Annotated in this window: 17 protein-coding genes and 1 pseudogene; 13 read left to right on the plus strand and 5 right to left on the minus strand. The window is 37.0% G+C overall.

Annotated features, from left to right (window positions below; all coding sequences use genetic code 11):
- The first annotated feature begins 210 nt into the window (after nt 1-210).
- Nucleotides 211-1,485: an arabinose ABC transporter permease gene (locus SUSAZ_09365; protein ID AHC52092.1), complete on the plus strand. Its 1,275-nt coding sequence runs from the start codon at nt 211-213 to the stop codon at nt 1,483-1,485.
- A gap of 89 nt (nt 1,486-1,574) precedes the next feature.
- Nucleotides 1,575-2,372: a shikimate 5-dehydrogenase gene (aroE, locus tag SUSAZ_09370; GenBank protein AHC52093.1), complete on the plus strand. Its 798-nt coding sequence runs from the start codon at nt 1,575-1,577 to the stop codon at nt 2,370-2,372.
- 141 nt (nt 2,373-2,513) lie between these two features.
- Here the strand turns inward: aroE and SUSAZ_09375 are convergent, their stop codons facing one another.
- Complete coding sequence (locus tag SUSAZ_09375; GenBank protein AHC52094.1) at nt 2,514-3,248, minus strand: hypothetical protein; 735 nt, start codon at nt 3,246-3,248, stop codon at nt 2,514-2,516.
- A gap of 313 nt (nt 3,249-3,561) precedes the next feature.
- Here SUSAZ_09375 and SUSAZ_09380 point away from each other — a divergent pair, with 313 nt between their 5' ends.
- Genes SUSAZ_09380 through SUSAZ_09400 form a run of 5 tightly spaced genes read left to right on the plus strand, consistent with a single transcriptional unit; the run spans nt 3,562 to nt 6,670 of the window.
- Nucleotides 3,562-4,152 carry a hypothetical protein gene (locus SUSAZ_09380; GenBank protein AHC52618.1) on the plus strand — a complete coding sequence of 197 codons (591 nt, stop codon included), beginning with the start codon at nt 3,562-3,564 and terminating at the stop codon, nt 4,150-4,152.
- Between the two features lie 4 nt (nt 4,153-4,156).
- Nucleotides 4,157-4,579: a hypothetical protein gene (locus SUSAZ_09385; GenBank protein AHC52095.1), complete on the plus strand. Its 423-nt coding sequence runs from the start codon at nt 4,157-4,159 to the stop codon at nt 4,577-4,579.
- A gap of 38 nt (nt 4,580-4,617) precedes the next feature.
- On the plus strand, nt 4,618-5,232 hold the full coding sequence (locus SUSAZ_09390; protein AHC52096.1) for a cupin: 615 nt from the start codon (nt 4,618-4,620) through the stop codon (nt 5,230-5,232).
- Nucleotides 5,233-5,240: 8 nt separating this feature from the next.
- Complete coding sequence (locus SUSAZ_09395) at nt 5,241-5,603, plus strand: phenylacetic acid degradation protein (GenBank protein ID AHC52097.1); 363 nt, start codon at nt 5,241-5,243, stop codon at nt 5,601-5,603.
- A complete protein-coding gene (locus tag SUSAZ_09400) occupies nt 5,600-6,670 on the plus strand; it encodes a protein involved in NO response (GenBank protein ID AHC52098.1) in 1,071 nt (356 codons plus the stop codon). Before SUSAZ_09395 ends, SUSAZ_09400 begins: the two co-directional genes overlap by 4 nt.
- Before the next feature lie 435 nt (nt 6,671-7,105).
- Here the strand turns inward: SUSAZ_09400 and SUSAZ_09405 are convergent, their stop codons facing one another.
- Together SUSAZ_09405 and SUSAZ_09410 are read right to left on the minus strand one after the other, a co-directional pair.
- The gene (locus tag SUSAZ_09405) at nt 7,106-7,759 is read right to left on the minus strand and encodes a hypothetical protein (protein AHC52619.1); all 654 of its coding nucleotides are present in this window, start codon (nt 7,757-7,759) and stop codon (nt 7,106-7,108) included.
- Between the two features lie 371 nt (nt 7,760-8,130).
- On the minus strand, nt 8,131-9,267 hold the full coding sequence (locus tag SUSAZ_09410; GenBank protein AHC52099.1) for an MFS transporter: 1,137 nt from the start codon (nt 9,265-9,267) through the stop codon (nt 8,131-8,133).
- A gap of 748 nt (nt 9,268-10,015) precedes the next feature.
- On the opposite strand from SUSAZ_09410, the gene SUSAZ_09415 reads away from it, so the two are divergent.
- The 3 genes and pseudogenes from SUSAZ_09415 to SUSAZ_09425 all read left to right on the plus strand — a co-directional run bounded on the left by SUSAZ_09415 (nt 10,016) and on the right by SUSAZ_09425 (nt 12,612).
- Nucleotides 10,016-10,597 (plus strand): transposase, encoded by a 582-nt coding sequence (locus SUSAZ_09415; GenBank protein ID AHC52100.1) that lies wholly within the window; start codon nt 10,016-10,018, stop codon nt 10,595-10,597.
- A pseudogene (locus SUSAZ_09420) lies at nt 10,572-10,816 on the plus strand (ATPase AAA). Before SUSAZ_09415 ends, SUSAZ_09420 begins: the two are co-directional and overlap by 26 nt.
- A 437-nt stretch (nt 10,817-11,253) precedes the next feature.
- Entirely contained in the window at nt 11,254-12,612 is a 1,359-nt protein-coding gene (locus SUSAZ_09425) for an MFS transporter (GenBank protein AHC52101.1), read from the plus strand.
- Nucleotides 12,613-12,795: 183 nt separating this feature from the next.
- Here the strand turns inward: SUSAZ_09425 and SUSAZ_09430 are convergent, their stop codons facing one another.
- The gene (locus tag SUSAZ_09430; protein AHC52102.1) at nt 12,796-12,963 is read right to left on the minus strand and encodes a hypothetical protein; all 168 of its coding nucleotides are present in this window, start codon (nt 12,961-12,963) and stop codon (nt 12,796-12,798) included.
- Nucleotides 12,964-13,116: 153 nt separating this feature from the next.
- Nucleotides 13,117-14,970 carry a hypothetical protein gene (locus tag SUSAZ_09435; GenBank protein AHC52620.1) on the minus strand — a complete coding sequence of 618 codons (1,854 nt, stop codon included), beginning with the start codon at nt 14,968-14,970 and terminating at the stop codon, nt 13,117-13,119.
- Between the two features lie 413 nt (nt 14,971-15,383).
- Here SUSAZ_09435 and SUSAZ_09440 point away from each other — a divergent pair, with 413 nt between their 5' ends.
- The 3 genes from SUSAZ_09440 (at nt 15,384) to SUSAZ_09450 (ending at nt 18,188) form a co-directional block, all read left to right on the plus strand.
- Nucleotides 15,384-16,043 (plus strand): hypothetical protein, encoded by a 660-nt coding sequence (locus SUSAZ_09440; protein ID AHC52621.1) that lies wholly within the window; start codon nt 15,384-15,386, stop codon nt 16,041-16,043.
- A gap of 465 nt (nt 16,044-16,508) precedes the next feature.
- Nucleotides 16,509-16,802: a hypothetical protein gene (locus tag SUSAZ_09445; GenBank protein ID AHC52622.1), complete on the plus strand. Its 294-nt coding sequence runs from the start codon at nt 16,509-16,511 to the stop codon at nt 16,800-16,802.
- Between the two features lie 279 nt (nt 16,803-17,081).
- On the plus strand, nt 17,082-18,188 hold the full coding sequence (locus SUSAZ_09450; GenBank protein AHC52103.1) for a cytochrome P450: 1,107 nt from the start codon (nt 17,082-17,084) through the stop codon (nt 18,186-18,188).
- The last annotated feature ends 129 nt before the right edge of the window (nt 18,189-18,317 follow it).

The following is an 18,317-nucleotide window of genomic DNA, read 5'->3' on the forward strand; positions in this document are numbered from 1 at the left end:
ATATTAATCTATGGTCCGTCTTGAGGTGATACCCGTTTAACAAAACATTTTTGTAAAATTAAATCTTTATCATATAATATTTATATATTTGATCATTTCGAATTATTTAGGTGATCAAAGTTAAGCTCTGAAAGGACAAAGGTTATAAATGACGCTATAAGTTACCTGGTTGAGAAATATACTCCAAAGGGAAACTATATAGGTTTTTTAATGCTTGCAGCAATATTTGTCGATATTTATGATTTCCTTGCAATATCCTTCGTTCTTCCCTATATAAAGTCTACATTTAATCCGTCACCAATCCTCCTCTCAGTTGTTGCTGCTGGTATACAAATAGGTGCTGTTGTAGGTGCAGCAGTTGGTGGTTGGATAACTGATAAGTTGGGAAGAAGGACAGCATTTATGCTTACTATCTCGATGATGACCATATTAGGAATAGGGCAGGCTTTCTCACCAGACATCATAACACTGACTATACTTAGAGTCTTGATAGGATTTCCATTAGGGATGGACTTCGCAGTAGGCTTTGCATATATCTCGGAATACTTGAAGAGGGGAAGGAGAGAGGTCATAGGGAGCAGCTGGCAAGTCTATGCAGGAGCCTCAGAGGTTGCGGCAATCCTCGTAGTTCTAGCCATGACAGTTGGAGGTCTACCCCATGATCTAATATGGAGGGTTGCATTAGGTTTAGGCGGAGTATTCTCTTTAATAATAGCTATTCTCAGGTCTAGATTACCTGAAACCGCAATATGGCTTATCGCTAATGGTAAATTCACTCAGGCTAAGAAATTAGTTAAAGAGGTCTATGGTGAAGATCTATTAATGTTGCCCGACCAAGACTTAGAAGTGGAGAAGCCTACGCTATCAAAGTTCCTTAATGTAATGAGTAAAGACAGGATAAGATTAAGAGGTATTATATCGTCATGGGTCCAGAATTTCGCCCTTTCAGCTGAATTCTACACCTTTACATTCTATGTTCCTATTATACTTCAGCTTTTAGCTGTCTCTAACCCAGTTCACGTGCAGCTCATAACCTTAGCCATCTACGTTGTAGCTGTAATTTCAGCATTCATTGGCTCATACTATCTTATACCAAGGGTAGGTCTAAGGAAGACGACAGTATACGGTTTTGCATTCACTTTCTCCTCCTTACTTTTAGCAGCATTTGGAGTATACGCAAGAGAGCTCATACTTGTGGCAGTGGCAGCTGCGATAATGCAGTGGGGTCACTACTGGGACTCCCTAGCAGAGCCTGTTGTTGCTAACATAGTAACACCCACAAAATACAGGGGTTTAGCCAGTGGCACTGCTTACGCATTTCTAAAAGCCGCAGCAGTACTAAGTATTTTGGCATTCCCTCTAGTTTCAACATCAATTGGTCTGTTTGGCGCAACATTGATGAGTAGTATGTTTGCACTCTTAGGCTTAATCTCAGCAATATTCATAATGCCTGAGGTATATAATAAAGTATTCCAAGAGGACTGAGTGAGAGTGATAAGGAATTTATACATGTTTTTTATTCACATTTTTATTTACTTGAATGTTTCACTTCCTTACAGGAGATGAGGTTTTAAATGTCGATAGAGATAGACAATTACACGAGGCTCTTTGGTCTCATTGGGGAGAATATCCATTACACCATATCCCCGGCGATTCACAATTACGTATTTCAAAGACTCGGTATTAACGCAGTGTACTTGAGCTTTGATATAAAGAGGGATAAGTTTAATGTCGTAATGCCTGGCTTATTAGGAGTTGCCCAGGGGTTAAATGTTGGTATTCCCTACAAACAGAGAATGGTGAAGTTCTTAAAGGATTTATCAGATGAGGCGAAGACTATAGGAGCTGTTAATGTAATTCATGAGCTTAAGGGCTACAATACTGATTATACAGCGTTTTATACCCTTGTCGAGGAAAGGGCTCCAGAGAGGGTTGAGACTTGTACAGTTTTTGGGGCAGGGGGAGCTGGGAGAAGTAGTATCGTAGCATTAGGTAAGCTCTTTGGCTGTAGGATCAACATTTTAGACATTGTAGATAGGAGTGATACTGAGGCTGAATTTAGGAATGAGGGGTTTAATGTTAAATTTGTGAGCTCTTGTGGTAACTCTGATATTGTTGTGAACGCTACACCAAACCCTGACTTTGTACCTGATCATTGTATTAACAGTAAATTGGTTATTGACTGGGTGTATTCCCCTGTAAATACCTCCTTGATTATTAGGGCTAAAAGGGAAGGAATTAGGACTGTCAATGGTTTAGAGATACTAATTAAACAAGCTGTATTAGGTGAAAGGATATGGTTTGGAAGGTCTATTGAGGAAGAGGAAATAAGTAAGTACCTTTACGAGAAGAAACTGGTGAGAGTGGAATAATTCGCCAACGCTTTTTGGCTTAATTATTGAATTTAATGTCTAAACTTAAACCTAATACCTAACCAAAAAAGCTATTTTTCTAATCTTATCAAGCTAGTGACGTACCCATGTTTGTCATGCATGTATACTATGTTTTCCCTGTCAGATGTTTATTACAGAGATTTGATAAGCCCATATTATTGACAAGATGGACAGTAATGCAATGAAGAGGGAGTCTCGCTTTACTCCTTTCTTACCTAACCTAGCTAACTCTTTCATAGAACCTAATTTTTGTCCTGGTCTGATGAAACGTAAAGACGGTTCTATCAGTGATAATAGCAGTAGTGGAACCTTAAAGACGTATAAGCTTAGGAAAACCAGTATAATTACCGAAATTACCCATGCCTCTTGAACAACTCCTTTACTTAACTTTCTGAAAGGTATCTTGTACTCCACATAAAGTGCACCAACTAAAATGTACAGTATCCAATATAATGATGGGAGCAAGAAGGAGTTGTAGACAAATATGTTCCAAACTATGGACAGTGACGATAAAAATGTAGTACCTAAGACATTCCCCCACATTGTGTTCCTAAAATAATATAACGCAAATGTCAACAATATCAGGGAAATAGGAAGGATAAGGAGAATTGACTGTTTTATGAAGAGATAGGGTATTGACGCCAAGATAATTAAAATATAGTCCACTTTACTGAGTTTAAGTACCATAACCTTAGGTTGTAAATGTTCTAGGATAGGTAATGTATAGGCTAGTATAGGTATCAAGATTATCGTCCTAAAGAAATTTAAATTATAAAAAGGGATTAATGAGACTACATAAGACATGATCCCAACGACATAGAGGGCGTGGTTCCTGACCTTCCTATGAGAACTCATAGCGACATGATAAATCTATAAGGGTAAAAAGATGTAACCTAAATGTTAAGGGAGTGGTAGTTAAAATTCATGAAAAACTTACGAATCAACCATGTTTAATAATATTGGTCTAAGGGGAGCTTGAAAGTTTTTCACTTTCAGTTAAAATTTCACCTATATGACAAAATATACACATGGCTAAGATATTACTTAGAGTTAAGTACCTCACGACATTTCATCATAGTCATTAACATTAGAGACTGAAGAATCAAAATATTTCACCCTTAAAATTTAGGGTTTCTTAATATATACAATTCAACACTAACATAAAGTCATGTGGAAAGAAGAAATAAAGGAGGAACATTCGATAATATTAAAGGCTACTAAGTCCCTTTTGTTCTCCGCTGCTCTAAGTCTTCTATATAAAGACCATAAGTACTTAGACTTCGCACTGGATTTTTATCAAGACTTCTATGAAAACTTTGTGATAAACTGCCATAATAAGAAAGAGGAAAGGATATCCTCACTTATCAACTTTGATGATACTGTAAGGGATCATGCTGAGATAAAGAAGATTGCCCTCAGAGCATTCAGTGATACAGAAAGAATAGGTGAATTCTCAATAGTAATGATGAACCATGTGGTTGAGGAAGAAAACAAATGGTTAAGTAACGTAAATGGTGATTTTGAGGAGGTTATGGAAGAAGTTGAAAAAGATATAGGAGAGGAAGTGCATAAACACTATGTAAAGAGTGTGGAAAAACTTTATAGCAGTATTACGACCAAGTTCCCAATCCTGGACATTTTACAAGTAACTCCCACCACTAGTAAACTTGTCGTGATTACAAGATTTCCTCCAGAGAAAATTTTCAAATTAAGACGTAAGGCTAAGATAGGAAATGAAATATGGGTAGCAGAGGTGTAAAGAAATGAATGGAGTAGTCCAAAAGTTAATAAATGACCACGTAGAGGAGGATAGACTTTTAGATGAACTCAGAGAACATTCTAACGGTGATGAAATGAGAAGAAAGTTCAGTATTTTCTCCAAGAACCTAAAATATCATATATTTGTGGAAGAGGAGATACTCTTTCCAAAGCTAGATCTCAGCGATCCTATGGTTATTGAGTTAATGAACCAACATGTTGCTATGTGGAATCTGATGGCTCAAATCGAGGGATCTTACGATATTAACTCACTTAAGATGCTATCATCACTTCTTAAGGTCCATAATGCCATAGAGGAGACTAACGTCTATCCTAGGCTTAATGAATTGAAGCTAGAGGATGTCAATGAGCAAATTCCTGAGGGATGGGTGCCAAAGTTTATGAGGGGAAAGACCCTGACTTTTTAGGGTGTGTGTTTTAGATAACTCAATCCGAATTAATTGATATGACGCAGAAAGTTTTGGATGTGAGAAAATATTCACCCACTGTAAGGCATAGCCTTATCTTGGAAGAATTTGAGAGACTTAAAGCTGGTGAAGGAATGTACATAATTAACGACCATGAACCAGCACATTTACTTCACTTTTTATCCCATAGAGACGATTTTGATATCAATGCTTATTACGCAAAGGAAGAAGAGGAAGGTAAGTGGATAGCTTTTCTAAAGAAGAAAGAGGTTCAGGGTGAGGCTAGAGCCATTGTCACGAACTTCGATAGTAATAAGAAACTCTCAGAAACGTCATTCACACCCGTCCAGATCTTAAGGACAAACACGTATGCGGTAATATTGGCATACTTCAAGCCTGGACAGTTCATTCCGGTTCATAAACCGAGTATTGATGTAATCCTTCTGATAAGAAAAGGTAAAGGTATAGTCGTAGCTGGAGACGATAAGCACAATGTAAAGGAAGGTGATATAGTGATAGTGCCCAGAGGAGTTAAGAGAGGTGTGCTAGCTGAGACTGAGATGGAAATACTTCATATAGTATCTCCCCCACCAAATGAAAGAGATCATGAGGAAGTTGAAGAGGGTCTTAGAAGAGGTAAATTTGAGGGTTAAAATTGACTGTGAATGTGGATGAGTGGAAAAAGAAGATAATGGAGGGACTAAAGGATGTATATGATCCAGAAATACCCATAGACATCGTTAACCTTGGGTTAATATACGAGCTGAGGATTTCGCAGGAGGGGGAAGTATATATAAGGGTGGGTGTTACTACCCCTTATTGTCCTGTTACTGAGGATATTGCTTACACTGTAGAGCAGGTCATAAAGGAAAGTGTAAATGCTAAGAGCATAGACGTAGAACTAGACCTAGATACTAGATGGACTCCATTAATGATGACTGATGAGGGTAAGGAGACGTTCAAAAAGAGATTTGGATACGATATTGTTGAGATGTGGAAGATGCAACATGGGGAAGAAGAATGAGGGTAGGAATGCTACTTCTCCTTGAAGGCTTTATTATTCTTCTTTTCGGAGGAATCCCTGCAGTTCTAACATTTATGGATATACAAGGATTTCCCTACCCTTTACCCACAACGTTTTTTGAATTTCACTGGTTTGTGATGATTTATGGGTTCTTCCTAACGATTATAGGTAATGAAATACTTGTGGCTTTAAGCATGGAGTGGAAGGGCGAACAGGCACCAGATTATTACGTCATAGGATTTGCCATAACCGTATTGATCTCACTACTCTTGTCCTCAACTCCTTATAGCTTTTACCTAGTTCTCCTTGCCTTAGGAATGCTAATATACCACTCAAGGATTTACCTCAGTCCCTCTAAACTAGGGTTAAGACCAACTACCTATAATTACCTGTTATTTGTGACTCTAATTGTGACAGTTTTTGTCACAGCCTTCCAAATATTCCTGGATTCGCCCTGGATTTCCCTAATCTTTCCCACCTTAACTATCTTTTCGGTAATGAGCAGAGATATAGGTTTAGTCTTTGGGGGAAGGTTAATAAAGGATAAAGAGATAGTGTTTGCTTACGTTTTTCTCTTGATAGGTTTGCTTGTTTACCCGAACTGGATATCCTCACTACTTATATTTGCTGGATGGTTTTTTTCATTCCACGGATCAGGATTAATAAGGGCAAGGGGAAGAGTCTATCCTAAGGTTAGTCTATCCATTGCATGGATCTGGTTACTACTGTCATCAGTATTCTCTATTACTAATTATGATGCATTTATACATACTATTGCAGTTGGCTTCCTATTCAATACAGTGTTTGGGGTCGATGTAGTTCTAATAGACATGCTCATCTCAGCTACAGGTGTCCATGTCAAGGTGAAACCCTCTTATATCCCAATAGTACTCCTCAATTTAGGCTTACTAACTAGGGTCATATTTGATATGGGAGTTACTTTTCCATTATTACTGTTGTCAGCGCCTCTTCAGGGGATAGGAATATTATCCTTCTACCTGAATACCTTCAGACAAGTCTTCAGACAACTGAGAAAAACACCGCAAATAGAAAAACGAGTTCAGTGAACTCGTAAATGGAATATGCAGTATAGAACCCCGAGCCGTAGTTACTCTCCTTTTTTAATATGTAGTAAGAACCACCTATCACATGAGTGGTGAGAAAGAACACGGTAAGGGTGAAAAGTATCAAATTGAATTTCGATAAACTAATAAAGGTAGTCAGATATAGATAATAGAAAATTTCGAACAGCGCTAGTGGTACCCCTAACCTTTTACTTACTGTTTTATTTTTAAGTAATGCTAAGGTACCAATCCAACCATGTTCGATTATCATTATTGTCGAAAGTGAAGTGATTAAGGGATTCATGAGATAGGGAAAGAAACTTTAGTACTAATAATATGGGGCTAAAAGGTAAGGTGAAATACGGTTTCAACATACTTACAGTCAATCGTTATACAAGATCCAACCAAGTTTGATAAGGTGAGGCACAAAGTGTATACTTACTCGAATATAGTTAGAGCATTTTCCCTGAAAATTTGGAGGTGCTTACCCATTCTCCTCTCTATTATGGACTTTGGCAGAGAGCCATTGTATTTAACTGTCAACCTTACTATGCTCCCTAACTCCTTTTTACTAACTAGGAATTCAGTCAGTATTAACATTAGACTTCCCTTGAAGCCTATGTATTTAATTAGGAATTTGTTAGTTCCCTTTACCCTATTCATCACATATGGAACATTTTTCACACTGATAAGCCCTGAGAACTTGAAATCTATTATATAGGAATTTCTCTTGACCCTGTTTACAGACTCTAACTCAGGTATAAAGGTCTTGAAAACAAAGGCATTTGAAAGCCTGTCAACAACCTTTTCCGCTTTATAGGGTAAAGCCACTTCAGTGGAGAGACTAACCTTGAGTTGCTCATTCCTTCTTTGAACGTTAAATATAATTCTTCCGTTCTCATCTCTCTCCTCCCCATGATATCCTATCATTTCAATCAACTTTCTTATCATTTCAACTAGGTCTTTATTGTCAGCCTTAACTTGTACTAAGATTATAGGCTTTGAAGTGAGAAATGCCCTAAGTACTCTAAACTTGCTCTCCTCCTCATCAAGTCTGGTGAGGTCAACGTATTTTGTATTAGGTTTAGACATGTTCTTAACTCTATATTTTCGTATTATAACAATTTAAACTTTTTGTTGTTTTTAAACTTGTATATCAATGTTATGTATCATATTAAAATGGAGATTTTTATCATAACTGGAGTGAGGTTAAGAGGTGAACGCAGGGTATAATATCTGTAATTTAGGACTCTCAGTATTATAGGTCCCTCCTTATCCATTATGAGTGAGACAACTTCTCCCTCGAGTCTTCTTGTTACTCACTCTAATTTAGGACTTTATGATGATTGGAACATTAGCTAATTCTTTACTAAACACTTGAGCTAAAGACAAGCAAGATCTTACACTTTTACACGATAACGCATATTACCCTCTAGATAGTAAAAACTTATCCAACTTAATCACTATACTACAATACTTTTAAGCCTTCTCAGAATGATGTAGTATAGAACTGCAGATGAGAACCCAAAGAGGGAAATTGAGCCCCACAGTCCCAATGGATAATATAGGTAATAGTTCATCAGCTCACTAGACACAGAAGATCCTATAACTCTTCCCAGCCCAGTCACCATACTGTAGAGCCCCATTTGCTTACCTCTTGTGTCATTATTGGCTAAAGTGTTCGCTAGAGCCTGAGAAATAGGGGTAACGATCATTTCGGCAATCGTTATGAATACTACGTCTAGCATTGCAACATATAAGTTTGTAATGAAAGCTATGGCTAGATAAGCTAAGCCATACATGACCATTCCAAAAGAGATTAACCTGACCTTGCTTCCTATTAGTCTACCTGCTAAGTCCTGAAAGGCTACAATAAGTAGTCCATTTATTGCAAACAGTATTCCCACTTCGAATTCAGTAAAGTGCAGTATTGTGTTGTAATAGGTAAGTATAGAGAATCCTAACTGACCTACTATGGCGAATGTTAAGAAAGTAGGTATTAGGAATACTAGAAATTGCTTACTTAGGTTAAAGTTTAAAATACTCCCAACTCCCTTGAAGTCAGGTAGTATCCTGATTACAGGTGTAATGATCAAGACTAGTAATGATGAGATGAGTAATAGTGTCCTAAAGCTAAAAAATGTGAATATATAACCACCTATTAAAGGTCCTAAAGCCCATCCAGCGTTTATGCCTACCCTCTGTCTGCTGTAAGCTCTGATCAGTTGGCTTGTTCCCTTGTACATGTCCCCGACTATGGCTGTGGACGATACGTTATATACTGTGTTGAAGAAACTCTGAAACAAAATAAATACCATTACGTAAAGTGGCATATTTACGACGTATGCGAGAAGTAAGGAGAGTGACGAAAATAAAATTGAAAGAGCCATACTCCTTTTCCTACCCAGATAGTCTGTTATGATACCTCCTGATATTGAGGCTATGATGTTCACAAATGCTTGGATTAAATAGAACAATGACACAACTGATAAGGGCAATCCATACACCTTATAAAGGGCAAACCCCACATACGGCCAAATGATGGACCCACTGAGTGACCTAAACCCGCCTATCAGGGCTAACTTATTTATGTTGTTCATTTCATATCATAAGACCTTTAGACGTAATAAAGTTGTGTCACTTCTTGTTACTGAATATTGACAAGAATTGTTAGGTCTTCAACCTTTATATTAGTAAAGTGATCATGATGTAACATTTCATCGAATAAGAGAGTAATAACCACAGTTAAACCTCCATCAACTTGATGTAGAAATATGTTAGGTCTTTAAGACACATGACCATTATTTAACCGTATTAACACAATTCGGGATAAAATTTCAGAATGTGAACAGCGTTCTTGTTCCCATAATATAGTCCGTAATAAATCTAAATTTTGCTATACCTCCCTTCCACTATCTCCATTTAAATAGAGACTCTAGGAGTATATTACCCAAACATTTCTCTTTATCATATATAGATTTACCTAGAGTTAATTCCTCATGGCTTCAGTGCATTTGCAAACAGTAATTTTAACTCATCCCTGAAAAATTTGAATATTAATAAAGCTATCTCGTTTAAGACATCATAACACATGACGGCTGAAATCTCATTAAGCCGAATATTGGAATAAGGAACCTTAGAGCTTATAGGAATAAATTCCACCAACTTTATTAGGACTTACAAAATGATGAAAGCCTCGCCTCTTAAGGCGGGGATGTAGATTTAGAATAACGAAAAACTAGTCATTTATGGTGTAGTAAAAGTTTTTAAAACTACTTATGCATTCATGCTCTTATGAGTAGTCAGGTTAAGGGGAGTAACTCTAAGCGCCCTCATGAGGGAATCGAGATCCAATCAACAGTCTCGTTCATGGTTTCCCCCTCAGCCGGACTACTCTCCCTCGTTTCTCAGTATGGTAAAGCACTCAATTTCGTAATGGATTGGTTAAAGAAGAATAAGCCTGCGAAGGATATTGTAAAGCAAGTACATCACGCCGTTTATCGACAGTTAAGAGAGAAGTTTAATTTGCCATCTAAAGTTGCTCAAGATTGTTATAGGAACGCTGTCACAATCTATAATGGTTGGAGGAAAAATCCTAAGCAAGGTAATTTTCCAAAAATTAAGCGCTTCTCAGTGTGGGTAACGCCCAAACTATCGTATAGACTTGATCTTGAGAAAATGAAAGTTAACATAACTTCTGTTGGTGAACTTTCCATTATTGGTTATCCTAGAAACTACACACTGTATAAGGATTGGGAAATTAGGGAAGCTAGACTGAAGATAGTAAACGATAAAGTATTTCTTAAAGTGACTTTTCTGAAGCAAATTCAGCCGCCAACCGCGTCTGGTGGTGTTGCAGTTGACGTTAACATGGAGAATCTCACTGTAGGCAATGATAAACAACATGTTATTATACTATGTCAAAAATAAGGACTACGAGGTTGATTTTTACGATGAGATAAATAACAGGCTAATTCAGGTAACGTATGCAACGGATAAGGTAGAGGAAAGGGAGATCAGAGGTCTGATAAAAGCCAATGAAAAGATAAGGGCTAAGGAGTTAATATGGTAACTTATGATATCGAGGGTGAGGAGAAGATCCTTAATGGCAAGACGGTTAAGCTTATCCCCTTATATAATTTTTTGTAGAGAATAGAGCCATAAAGTAGTGATCCTTCCATTCTGTTATGGACATACCTGTGTGCTACTATCTACATGGATTGGACTATTACTGTAGACTGAGGGAAGAGATACGTAATTCTCTTTGTAGAATAACACTCGACCTCATAATGAAATAATTGAAAATGAGATGAATTAGACTTCCTTTGTGTATACGCGAGATTTTAATGCTGTCGCAAGCTTTTAAGTCGACTTCCTATCCACCCCAAAGGCTTTCCTCATTTTATAATCGTGGTTTCATGAATTTTAATGTGAATAATACTATGTAAAAGATGAGGGTATATCCAAACTAATTCATACCTAGACCGAAAACCTAATACTCAGCGAGTTTTTTATTAATATAATTTTAATTTATAATAAGAATATATATACTTACTCTTATAAATATAAATGTTTATATTTGGATTATGGAAGGTAACGGAAACTACACCGCGAGATTAGAAAGACTACCCTGGACATCCCTACACACTAAACTGTTAATTTTACTTGCAATAGGAGAGTTTTTTGACCTATTTGACCTATTCATTGGTGGCTTCGTAGTTCCATCGGTTGCGACTTATTACGGTATTGGTAGAGCAGAGGCTGTCTTCTATACTGTAGCATTATTATTCTTAGGGGCTTTCGTGGGCTGTCTACTATTTACACTAATAGGAGACGCATATGGAAGGAGGACTGCAATAGTACTAAACATGTTTTTACTCTCCATAGGTGAGCTGTTAGTACCCTTGGCGTCTAACGTTGGTTTATACGGTCTGTTCAGGTTTATATCCGGTTTGGGAGTTGGACCAGAGGCAGTTCTAGTACTAGACATCATGAGTACAGAGTTTTTCCCTGCCAGGATAAGAGGAAGAAGACTGGCTCTAGGATACACACTTGCCTGGACTTCTCCAATTATCATAGCTGTTTTATCAATATTTATTATACCTAGAACCTTTATCATACCCGGATGGCAATGGCTTTACGTAATAAGTGGGTTAGGTATATTGAGTATAATACCCTTAAGGTTCCTCATACCTGAATCCCCAAGATGGTTAGAAGTTAAAGGGAAATTTGAAGAGGCTGAGAAAATAGTGAGTAAATTTGAGGAAAGAGCACTAAGGGAGTATGGTTCTCTTCCACCTGTACCAGAAATAAAAGTGGTAAAGGCGGAGAAGATACCCATCTCAACTATATTTAACAAGGAATACAGGAAAAGGACTACAATGCTTTGGATATTCGAGTTCTTTCAAACTGCAGCTTATTATGGTTTCACTAGCTTAGCCGTAACAGTCCTGCTGACTAAGGGTTTTACGATAGTCTCTACTTTACAGTACTCACTGATAATCTACACTGGGTACTTTACAGGGTCATTAATATCTGTATTCATAATTGACAGTAAGAAGTTTGATAGGAAGTGGCAAATAGTGACAATGATCATATTGATAGGCATTGATGGACTAATATTTGGGTATTCCTTAAACGTGCCAATTTTACTTACCTCAGGTTTTATACTGGCAAATATGGCAAATATATTCTCAAATGCATTTCACCAATATGGAGCTGAGTTATACCCAACGAGAATTAGGGGATTTGCCACTGGTGCCCAGTACAGTCTTAGCAGGCTGGGTAATTTCATATGGCAGACATATTTACCTAAGATCCTAGTGGCTTATGGTCCATTTGCCATGTTCTTAGCCATCTTCATTATAGCAATAGTTGTCGCCATAGATGTAGGTATACTAGGTCCAAAAGCCTCACAGATAAAGGTGGAGGATCTATCGCCTTAAAACTGTAATTTAACTGGATTTTGGTGAAGTGAAATATAAGTAAACACTTTTTACTTCCCTGGCTCTGCCGTCATAGAAATCTTACATCAGTGAATAGGAGGACTGTTGGTGAAACTAAAAAAGGTCTCATAATGCAGTAGAGTGTAAAAATAAATAAAAATAAATTCTTTACTTTTTCCCATATTATTTCTTTTTCTCCTTCTTCACTTCTTCCTTAGCCTTCTTAGCCTCTTTCTTAGCCATATCTACTCCTTCTTTTGCAACGTCCTTAGCTTTCTCTCCTGCCTTCTTTGCACCTTCAGCTGCGGACTTAGCCGCATCCTCTATTTTATCCTTCATTTTCTTTGCCATATCATTATATATTTAGAATCTCCTAATATATATTGATTTTGATTTCTTGTAGAGAAAAAACAGAGAGCGACAAAGTAGACCATATTCCCAGAGAATTTCTAAAAGTAGGAAAAGTAAGAATGAAAGAGGGAAAAAAGAATTATAAACATATTTTTATACTGAATCGCTCATATCACGCTGTATCACAGAGGTTATCAAGTAATAATTGTCAAAACTCTTGATTAGGACAGCTTTATTGGCTAGAGAGGTTGATTGCGTCTTAGGTGTATAAATGGGATTATTACTAACTGTTGTGTTACTTACTACCTTCACATATACGTTAATTGAGAGTTGACCATAATAACTTTGGTTAGGAAATTCTATAGTGATGTTGAAGTCGGTAGGTGAAGTGTTTAAATATGTTCCTACTAGTTTAGGAGATATGTTTAATATTTGGAAGATAGAGGGACTCAAGCTTATATTGTAAACTTCTACGAGACTATTCTGAGAATATAAGTCTTTAAATGCCTGTAGATTTATAGTAAAGTTAGATCCACTAATTCCATACACATAGATACCGAAATGATATGGCGTGCCGGTCACATAAGCCAAGGAGTTATTATTTATGTTATAATTAATTGTAAATATACTAAAGTTGTAAATCTTTGAGGGAATAGGAGTAGAGAAGATTGTCTGGTTATTCTCACTTACATAAATTATGTAAAGGGGTTTTGCTCCTAGCGGTATCTGAAAAGCAACTTGTCCTTGAATAATTTGTCCATTTGTTATCTTATCTATATAATCTATAGGATTAGTTACTGCATATAGATAAATAGAGGAAGAAGATCTAGGACTGTATAAATTACCATATATACCTTTATTCGTAACAATATATATATTCCCTGGATCGAACGGAATATTAGCACTACCATTATACTTTATTGATAAGTTTGCCACCAAATATGTGGAATCTAGCTGTCCAGATCCGCCTTGAGAATATTGCAATTTAGCCTCTGCTGTGTCATTCAATACTTGGGTTACAGCTGCATGAAATGATGGTTTATATGTAACGTTCATAAACACGTTTATATTTCCACTGTATGTCTCATTCGGTAACTTGAGTGATATTATGACATTCTCGCTCATGGGAGAAGTCGACCCTGTAGAAATTAAATACAGTCCTGGAGTCAGAGTCGAATTTATTATATTTGGTGAAATTTGAATAATACTGAACATAGAAGGAGAAACTCCTATTTTAGTTACGGTTAAGGGCATCAAGCTCTCGTTGTTTTCAATATTAAATGAAAGAGTTACTGTGTTGTTTAATGTGTAAATTGGTGATAAATTATTTAAGCTTAAACTCACCTCTGAGCTGTTGGTAAATGTACTGACGTTAATAACTTTTAAATACTCAGTTACCACATTCTCTAAACTAACCTGACCAATAATATTACCGTTATCAACTACTCTCAATACTGAGGGAGTTGAATTTAGAGGAATGAGAAAGATTAGGTCTCTATTTTCAGTAACCTGATAACCTAGAGTAATATTTTGTGTTGGGAAGAGAAACAATGGAGCTAGCTGATAGTTAGCATATATCAAAGATTTTAATGAAGGTAAATAGGAATGTTGTAAAAAAAAGTAACTATAAACGCTTCCGTTATTTGTAACTAATTGAAATGATGATGGATTTAACGTGAAATTCTGAGCTTCATTATTGGTTACTGATGCCTTTATTATTACAAAATAACTGTTTTGCAATAAGTTTAGCTCACTTTGAGAATATATACCGCTCTGTATAAGTGAATTTGCCAACTGCATTGCGTCCTGTCGATCTATTATCATATATCTAGGGCTTATTACTACAGTAGATGAGACAGTAGTTGAGGTAGTAACTGAAGAACTCGTGGATGTCATAGTTTTAGTATTTGCCGGTGAGACATTCAAGGATCCATTGAGATACAAGAAAGACACTACAACTGCTATTACAACTACTAGAACGATTAAAGCTAAAACCCACATTCGCATATGGATCAAAATATAATGGTTGAAGGACTTTTATAAAGATTTCTCAGATTAATTGTTAGACGTAAATCTATAAACTACTTACTTACTTTAAACCGATATTCTTTCATGTATATAGGAGAACTTGTTTTATATACCGTAATTATGACATGTCATGATTTAATAATAGTTACTGTAAAATTCCCTAGATAGCCAATAAGAAAGTTCTATGCAGACTGACCTAAATCTATAAAAATCGGAATTTGACTCTTCCAATTTAACATCTCCAGAGACAATTACTTCTACCTCAACTTGTAGTATTTAGCCCGTAGGACTCTTCTTTCATGCTTTACCTATGAAACCCTTAGCTTACCGACAGCTTATCAATAACCTAATGTAAGCCATAACTTTAAAAAAGAAGTTGTTATATTTGTTATATGACAAACACGATTTCATTACTCTACCCGTTAATCTCCATAATAATTGGTGTGATTCCGGTCTTAGTCTTCAAGAAAAGCGTTTATCTCCTTGGCATAGCTGCAGCCTCATACTTCACCGCGATAATACTCAAGGAGATAATACAACTTTCCTTCAGAGGTTTTTTCACCACACCTTCTCTTCCCACCTACTTGAGTTACGGTATATTGACAACAGTCTTAGAGCCAGGTTTCGCTTACTTATATTTAGTTTTAACAAAGGCTAAAGTAAATGGACAATTAGGTCTCTCGTATGGGTCTTACTTAGCCTTTTATGAAAATGCCATATTTTTGGGATTACTTAGCCTTTCAAACTACCTAATACTCAGTGTACCTTTTTCTCCCCTATCGTTTGCCCTTTACGGTTTAGAGAGGACCTCGTCATTTATACTCCATTTATTCTGGGGTTTTGCCTCTGCCCTATCAGTAAGTAAGAAGGACATTAAGTACCTGTTCATCTCCATGCCATACGGAATGACAGACTCTTTTGTAGCCTATTACGATCTATCCCACAGTATTTCCCTTGTGTTAACTGAGCTAATTTTGTTCATAGTGTCCATCAGCTCCTTACCAATTATTAGACTATTGTACAGGATGGAAAATCGAAAATTTGACAAGTGAGAGTTTATACATCTGACTTCCTCCCCGCCCTAAAGGGCGAGGCTTTCATTCTTTTGTAACTGAGTTGTAGAATTAAACCTAATTTTCTGCACTGAACTACATTACATCTACGTAAAGTATTTCACACGTGGATTGTTTTTGTCTTAGAGGAAGAAGTAAAGAAGGTAAAATGAAAAATTGAGAAGGAGGAAACTAGAAATAGCATCAGAGGAGTAGATGAAGGCTAATACAGAGAAAGTAGTTAGCCAGATTTAGGAAATGAGGAGGAAAAGGTAAGATGAAGTGCCTATTCGATTCCTTTGCTATAGACCTATGGGTAATGCATGTTATCGACGTTGAACTGGATTAAGAAATACTTAAGGAAAATACTGACAAGCGACTAACATAGTATGATACTACCAGGTGACAGAGAATCGACAAGCCTCGCCTTTTAAGGCGAGGTGAGGTTTTTATAGTATCGTTAAGATGTTAAATTTGGTTAAAATGATGCGTGAGGAAACCCATGGAAATGGGTATATATTAGTTCAATTAAGTGTCCTCATGCTGAAAAACAATATCCTTGAGTCTCAAGGAGGGTGGAATGAGGGTTCCTCCACGGGTTCCTCCACCAGAGGGATAGGGGTAAAATGGTTGAAGACCCAGCCTTTGGTCTACCGTTGGATGAGTGGAGTGGGGTGGGTAACCCCCACTAGTTATGAGACGATGAGGGTGAAGGCGGTAAATCATAAACCTGTGAACCGCTCTAAAGGAACCCTTTAGGGCGGGGAGGAGGTCAGCTTAGTTAGCCTATACCCTGGCTAGTTAAGGTATGGAGCAGTTACACTAAAGGATAGGTTATACACTAACATAGTTGAGACTATCACAGTAAACGTCTATCATACGTTGAAAGTGAGGTAACTTATCAACATGTACTATCATAATTCGTTTTAAATCAACTAAAAATTGTTAAAAACTATTTAAAAATCCAGATTTTTCTATATCCATAACTTTAAGTTAAGATATATCTATTTATTTATTTGAATTTCCAAAGTATTATCTATGTATGACTGGTTTAATGAGATGAGAAAGAAAGACCCAGTTTATTATGACGGAAACATATGGCAGGTGTTCTCCTATAAATATGCTAAGGAGGTTTTAAACAACTTTTCGAAATTCTCTTCAGACCTCACAGGTTACCATGAGAGACTTGAGGACCTAAGGAACGGCAAAATAAGCTTCGACATCCCTACTAGGTACACCATGCTGACATCAGATCCTCCTCTCCACGATGAGCTTAGATCCATGTCTTCTGACATATTTTCACCACAAAGGCTACAGACACTTGAGACATTTATTAGGGAGACCACCAGGAGTCTGTTAGACTCAATTAACCCTGAAGAGGACGATCTAGTGAAAAAGCTAGCGGTCCCGTTACCAATAATAGTTATTTCAAGGATATTGGGTCTTCCCATTGAAGATAAGGAGAAGTTCAAAGAGTGGTCAGACCTAGTAGCATTCAGGTTGGGTAAACCTGGAGAAATATTTGAGTTGGGTAAGAAGTACCTTGAGTTGATAGGTTACGTGAAAGACCATCTCAATTCTGGGACAGAAGTGGTAAGCAGAGTTGTCAACTCGAATCTCTCAGATATAGAGAAACTAGGTTATATTATTTTGCTCTTAATAGCTGGTAATGAGACTACAACTAATTTAATATCAAATTCTGTTATAGACTTCACAAGGTTTAATTTATGGGAGAGAATAAGAAAGGAGAACCTTTACCTTAAGGCTATTGAGGAGTCATTGAGGTATTCTCCTCCCGTAATGAGGACTGTGAGAAAGACTAAGGAGAGAGTTAAATTGGGTGATCAGACTATTGAGGAGGGAGAGTATGTTAGAGTGTGGATAGCCTCAGCAAACAGAGATGAGGAGGTATTTTATGACGGAGAGAAATTCGTCCCGGACAGGAATCCAAATCCCCACCTAAGCTTTGGGTCTGGAATACACTTATGTTTAGGGGCTCCTTTAGCGAGATTAGAGGCAAGAATAGCGATTGAAGAATTTTCTAAGAGGTTTGGAAGTGTGGTGGTACTTGAGACTGAAAAAGTTCCGAATGAGGTACTGAATGGCTATAAAAGACTAGTTGTCAGGCTGAAGGCTACTGAATAATTCAGATTTTCCCTCTTCATTCAGCATTAAAGGAGTGAACAGTCATAATATTATTTGTCTCTATAAGACTGACTTTTACCCTCAACAGGTAATCAGCTTATGAATTTCAGGCTATATATAGTACATCTT

The sequence above is a fragment of the Sulfolobus acidocaldarius SUSAZ genome, from assembly GCA_000508305.1.
Classification (GTDB): Archaea; Thermoproteota; Thermoprotei_A; order Sulfolobales; family Sulfolobaceae; genus Sulfolobus; species Sulfolobus acidocaldarius_A.

What these genes read in the sequence shown, in the direction of transcription:
- SUSAZ_09365 (AHC52092.1), top strand. Translation starts at nt 211, where the DNA reads ATGCTTGCAGCAATATTTGTCGATATTTATGATTTCCTTGCAATATCC.
- aroE (AHC52093.1), top strand. Translation starts at nt 1,575, where the DNA reads ATGTCGATAGAGATAGACAATTACACGAGGCTCTTTGGTCTCATTGGG.
- SUSAZ_09375 (AHC52094.1), bottom strand. Translation starts at nt 3,248, where the DNA reads ATGAGTTCTCATAGGAAGGTCAGGAACCACGCCCTCTATGTCGTTGGG.
- SUSAZ_09380 (AHC52618.1), top strand. Translation starts at nt 3,562, where the DNA reads ATGTGGAAAGAAGAAATAAAGGAGGAACATTCGATAATATTAAAGGCT.
- SUSAZ_09385 (AHC52095.1), top strand. Translation starts at nt 4,157, where the DNA reads ATGAATGGAGTAGTCCAAAAGTTAATAAATGACCACGTAGAGGAGGAT.
- SUSAZ_09390 (AHC52096.1), top strand. Translation starts at nt 4,618, where the DNA reads ATGACGCAGAAAGTTTTGGATGTGAGAAAATATTCACCCACTGTAAGG.
- SUSAZ_09400 (AHC52098.1), top strand. Translation starts at nt 5,600, where the DNA reads ATGAGGGTAGGAATGCTACTTCTCCTTGAAGGCTTTATTATTCTTCTT.
- SUSAZ_09405 (AHC52619.1), bottom strand. Translation starts at nt 7,759, where the DNA reads ATGTCTAAACCTAATACAAAATACGTTGACCTCACCAGACTTGATGAG.
- SUSAZ_09410 (AHC52099.1), bottom strand. Translation starts at nt 9,267, where the DNA reads ATGAACAACATAAATAAGTTAGCCCTGATAGGCGGGTTTAGGTCACTC.
- SUSAZ_09425 (AHC52101.1), top strand. Translation starts at nt 11,254, where the DNA reads ATGGAAGGTAACGGAAACTACACCGCGAGATTAGAAAGACTACCCTGG.
- SUSAZ_09430 (AHC52102.1), bottom strand. Translation starts at nt 12,963, where the DNA reads ATGGCAAAGAAAATGAAGGATAAAATAGAGGATGCGGCTAAGTCCGCA.
- SUSAZ_09435 (AHC52620.1), bottom strand. Translation starts at nt 14,970, where the DNA reads ATGCGAATGTGGGTTTTAGCTTTAATCGTTCTAGTAGTTGTAATAGCA.
- SUSAZ_09440 (AHC52621.1), top strand. Translation starts at nt 15,384, where the DNA reads ATGACAAACACGATTTCATTACTCTACCCGTTAATCTCCATAATAATT.
- SUSAZ_09445 (AHC52622.1), top strand. Translation starts at nt 16,509, where the DNA reads ATGTTAAATTTGGTTAAAATGATGCGTGAGGAAACCCATGGAAATGGG.
- SUSAZ_09450 (AHC52103.1), top strand. Translation starts at nt 17,082, where the DNA reads ATGTATGACTGGTTTAATGAGATGAGAAAGAAAGACCCAGTTTATTAT.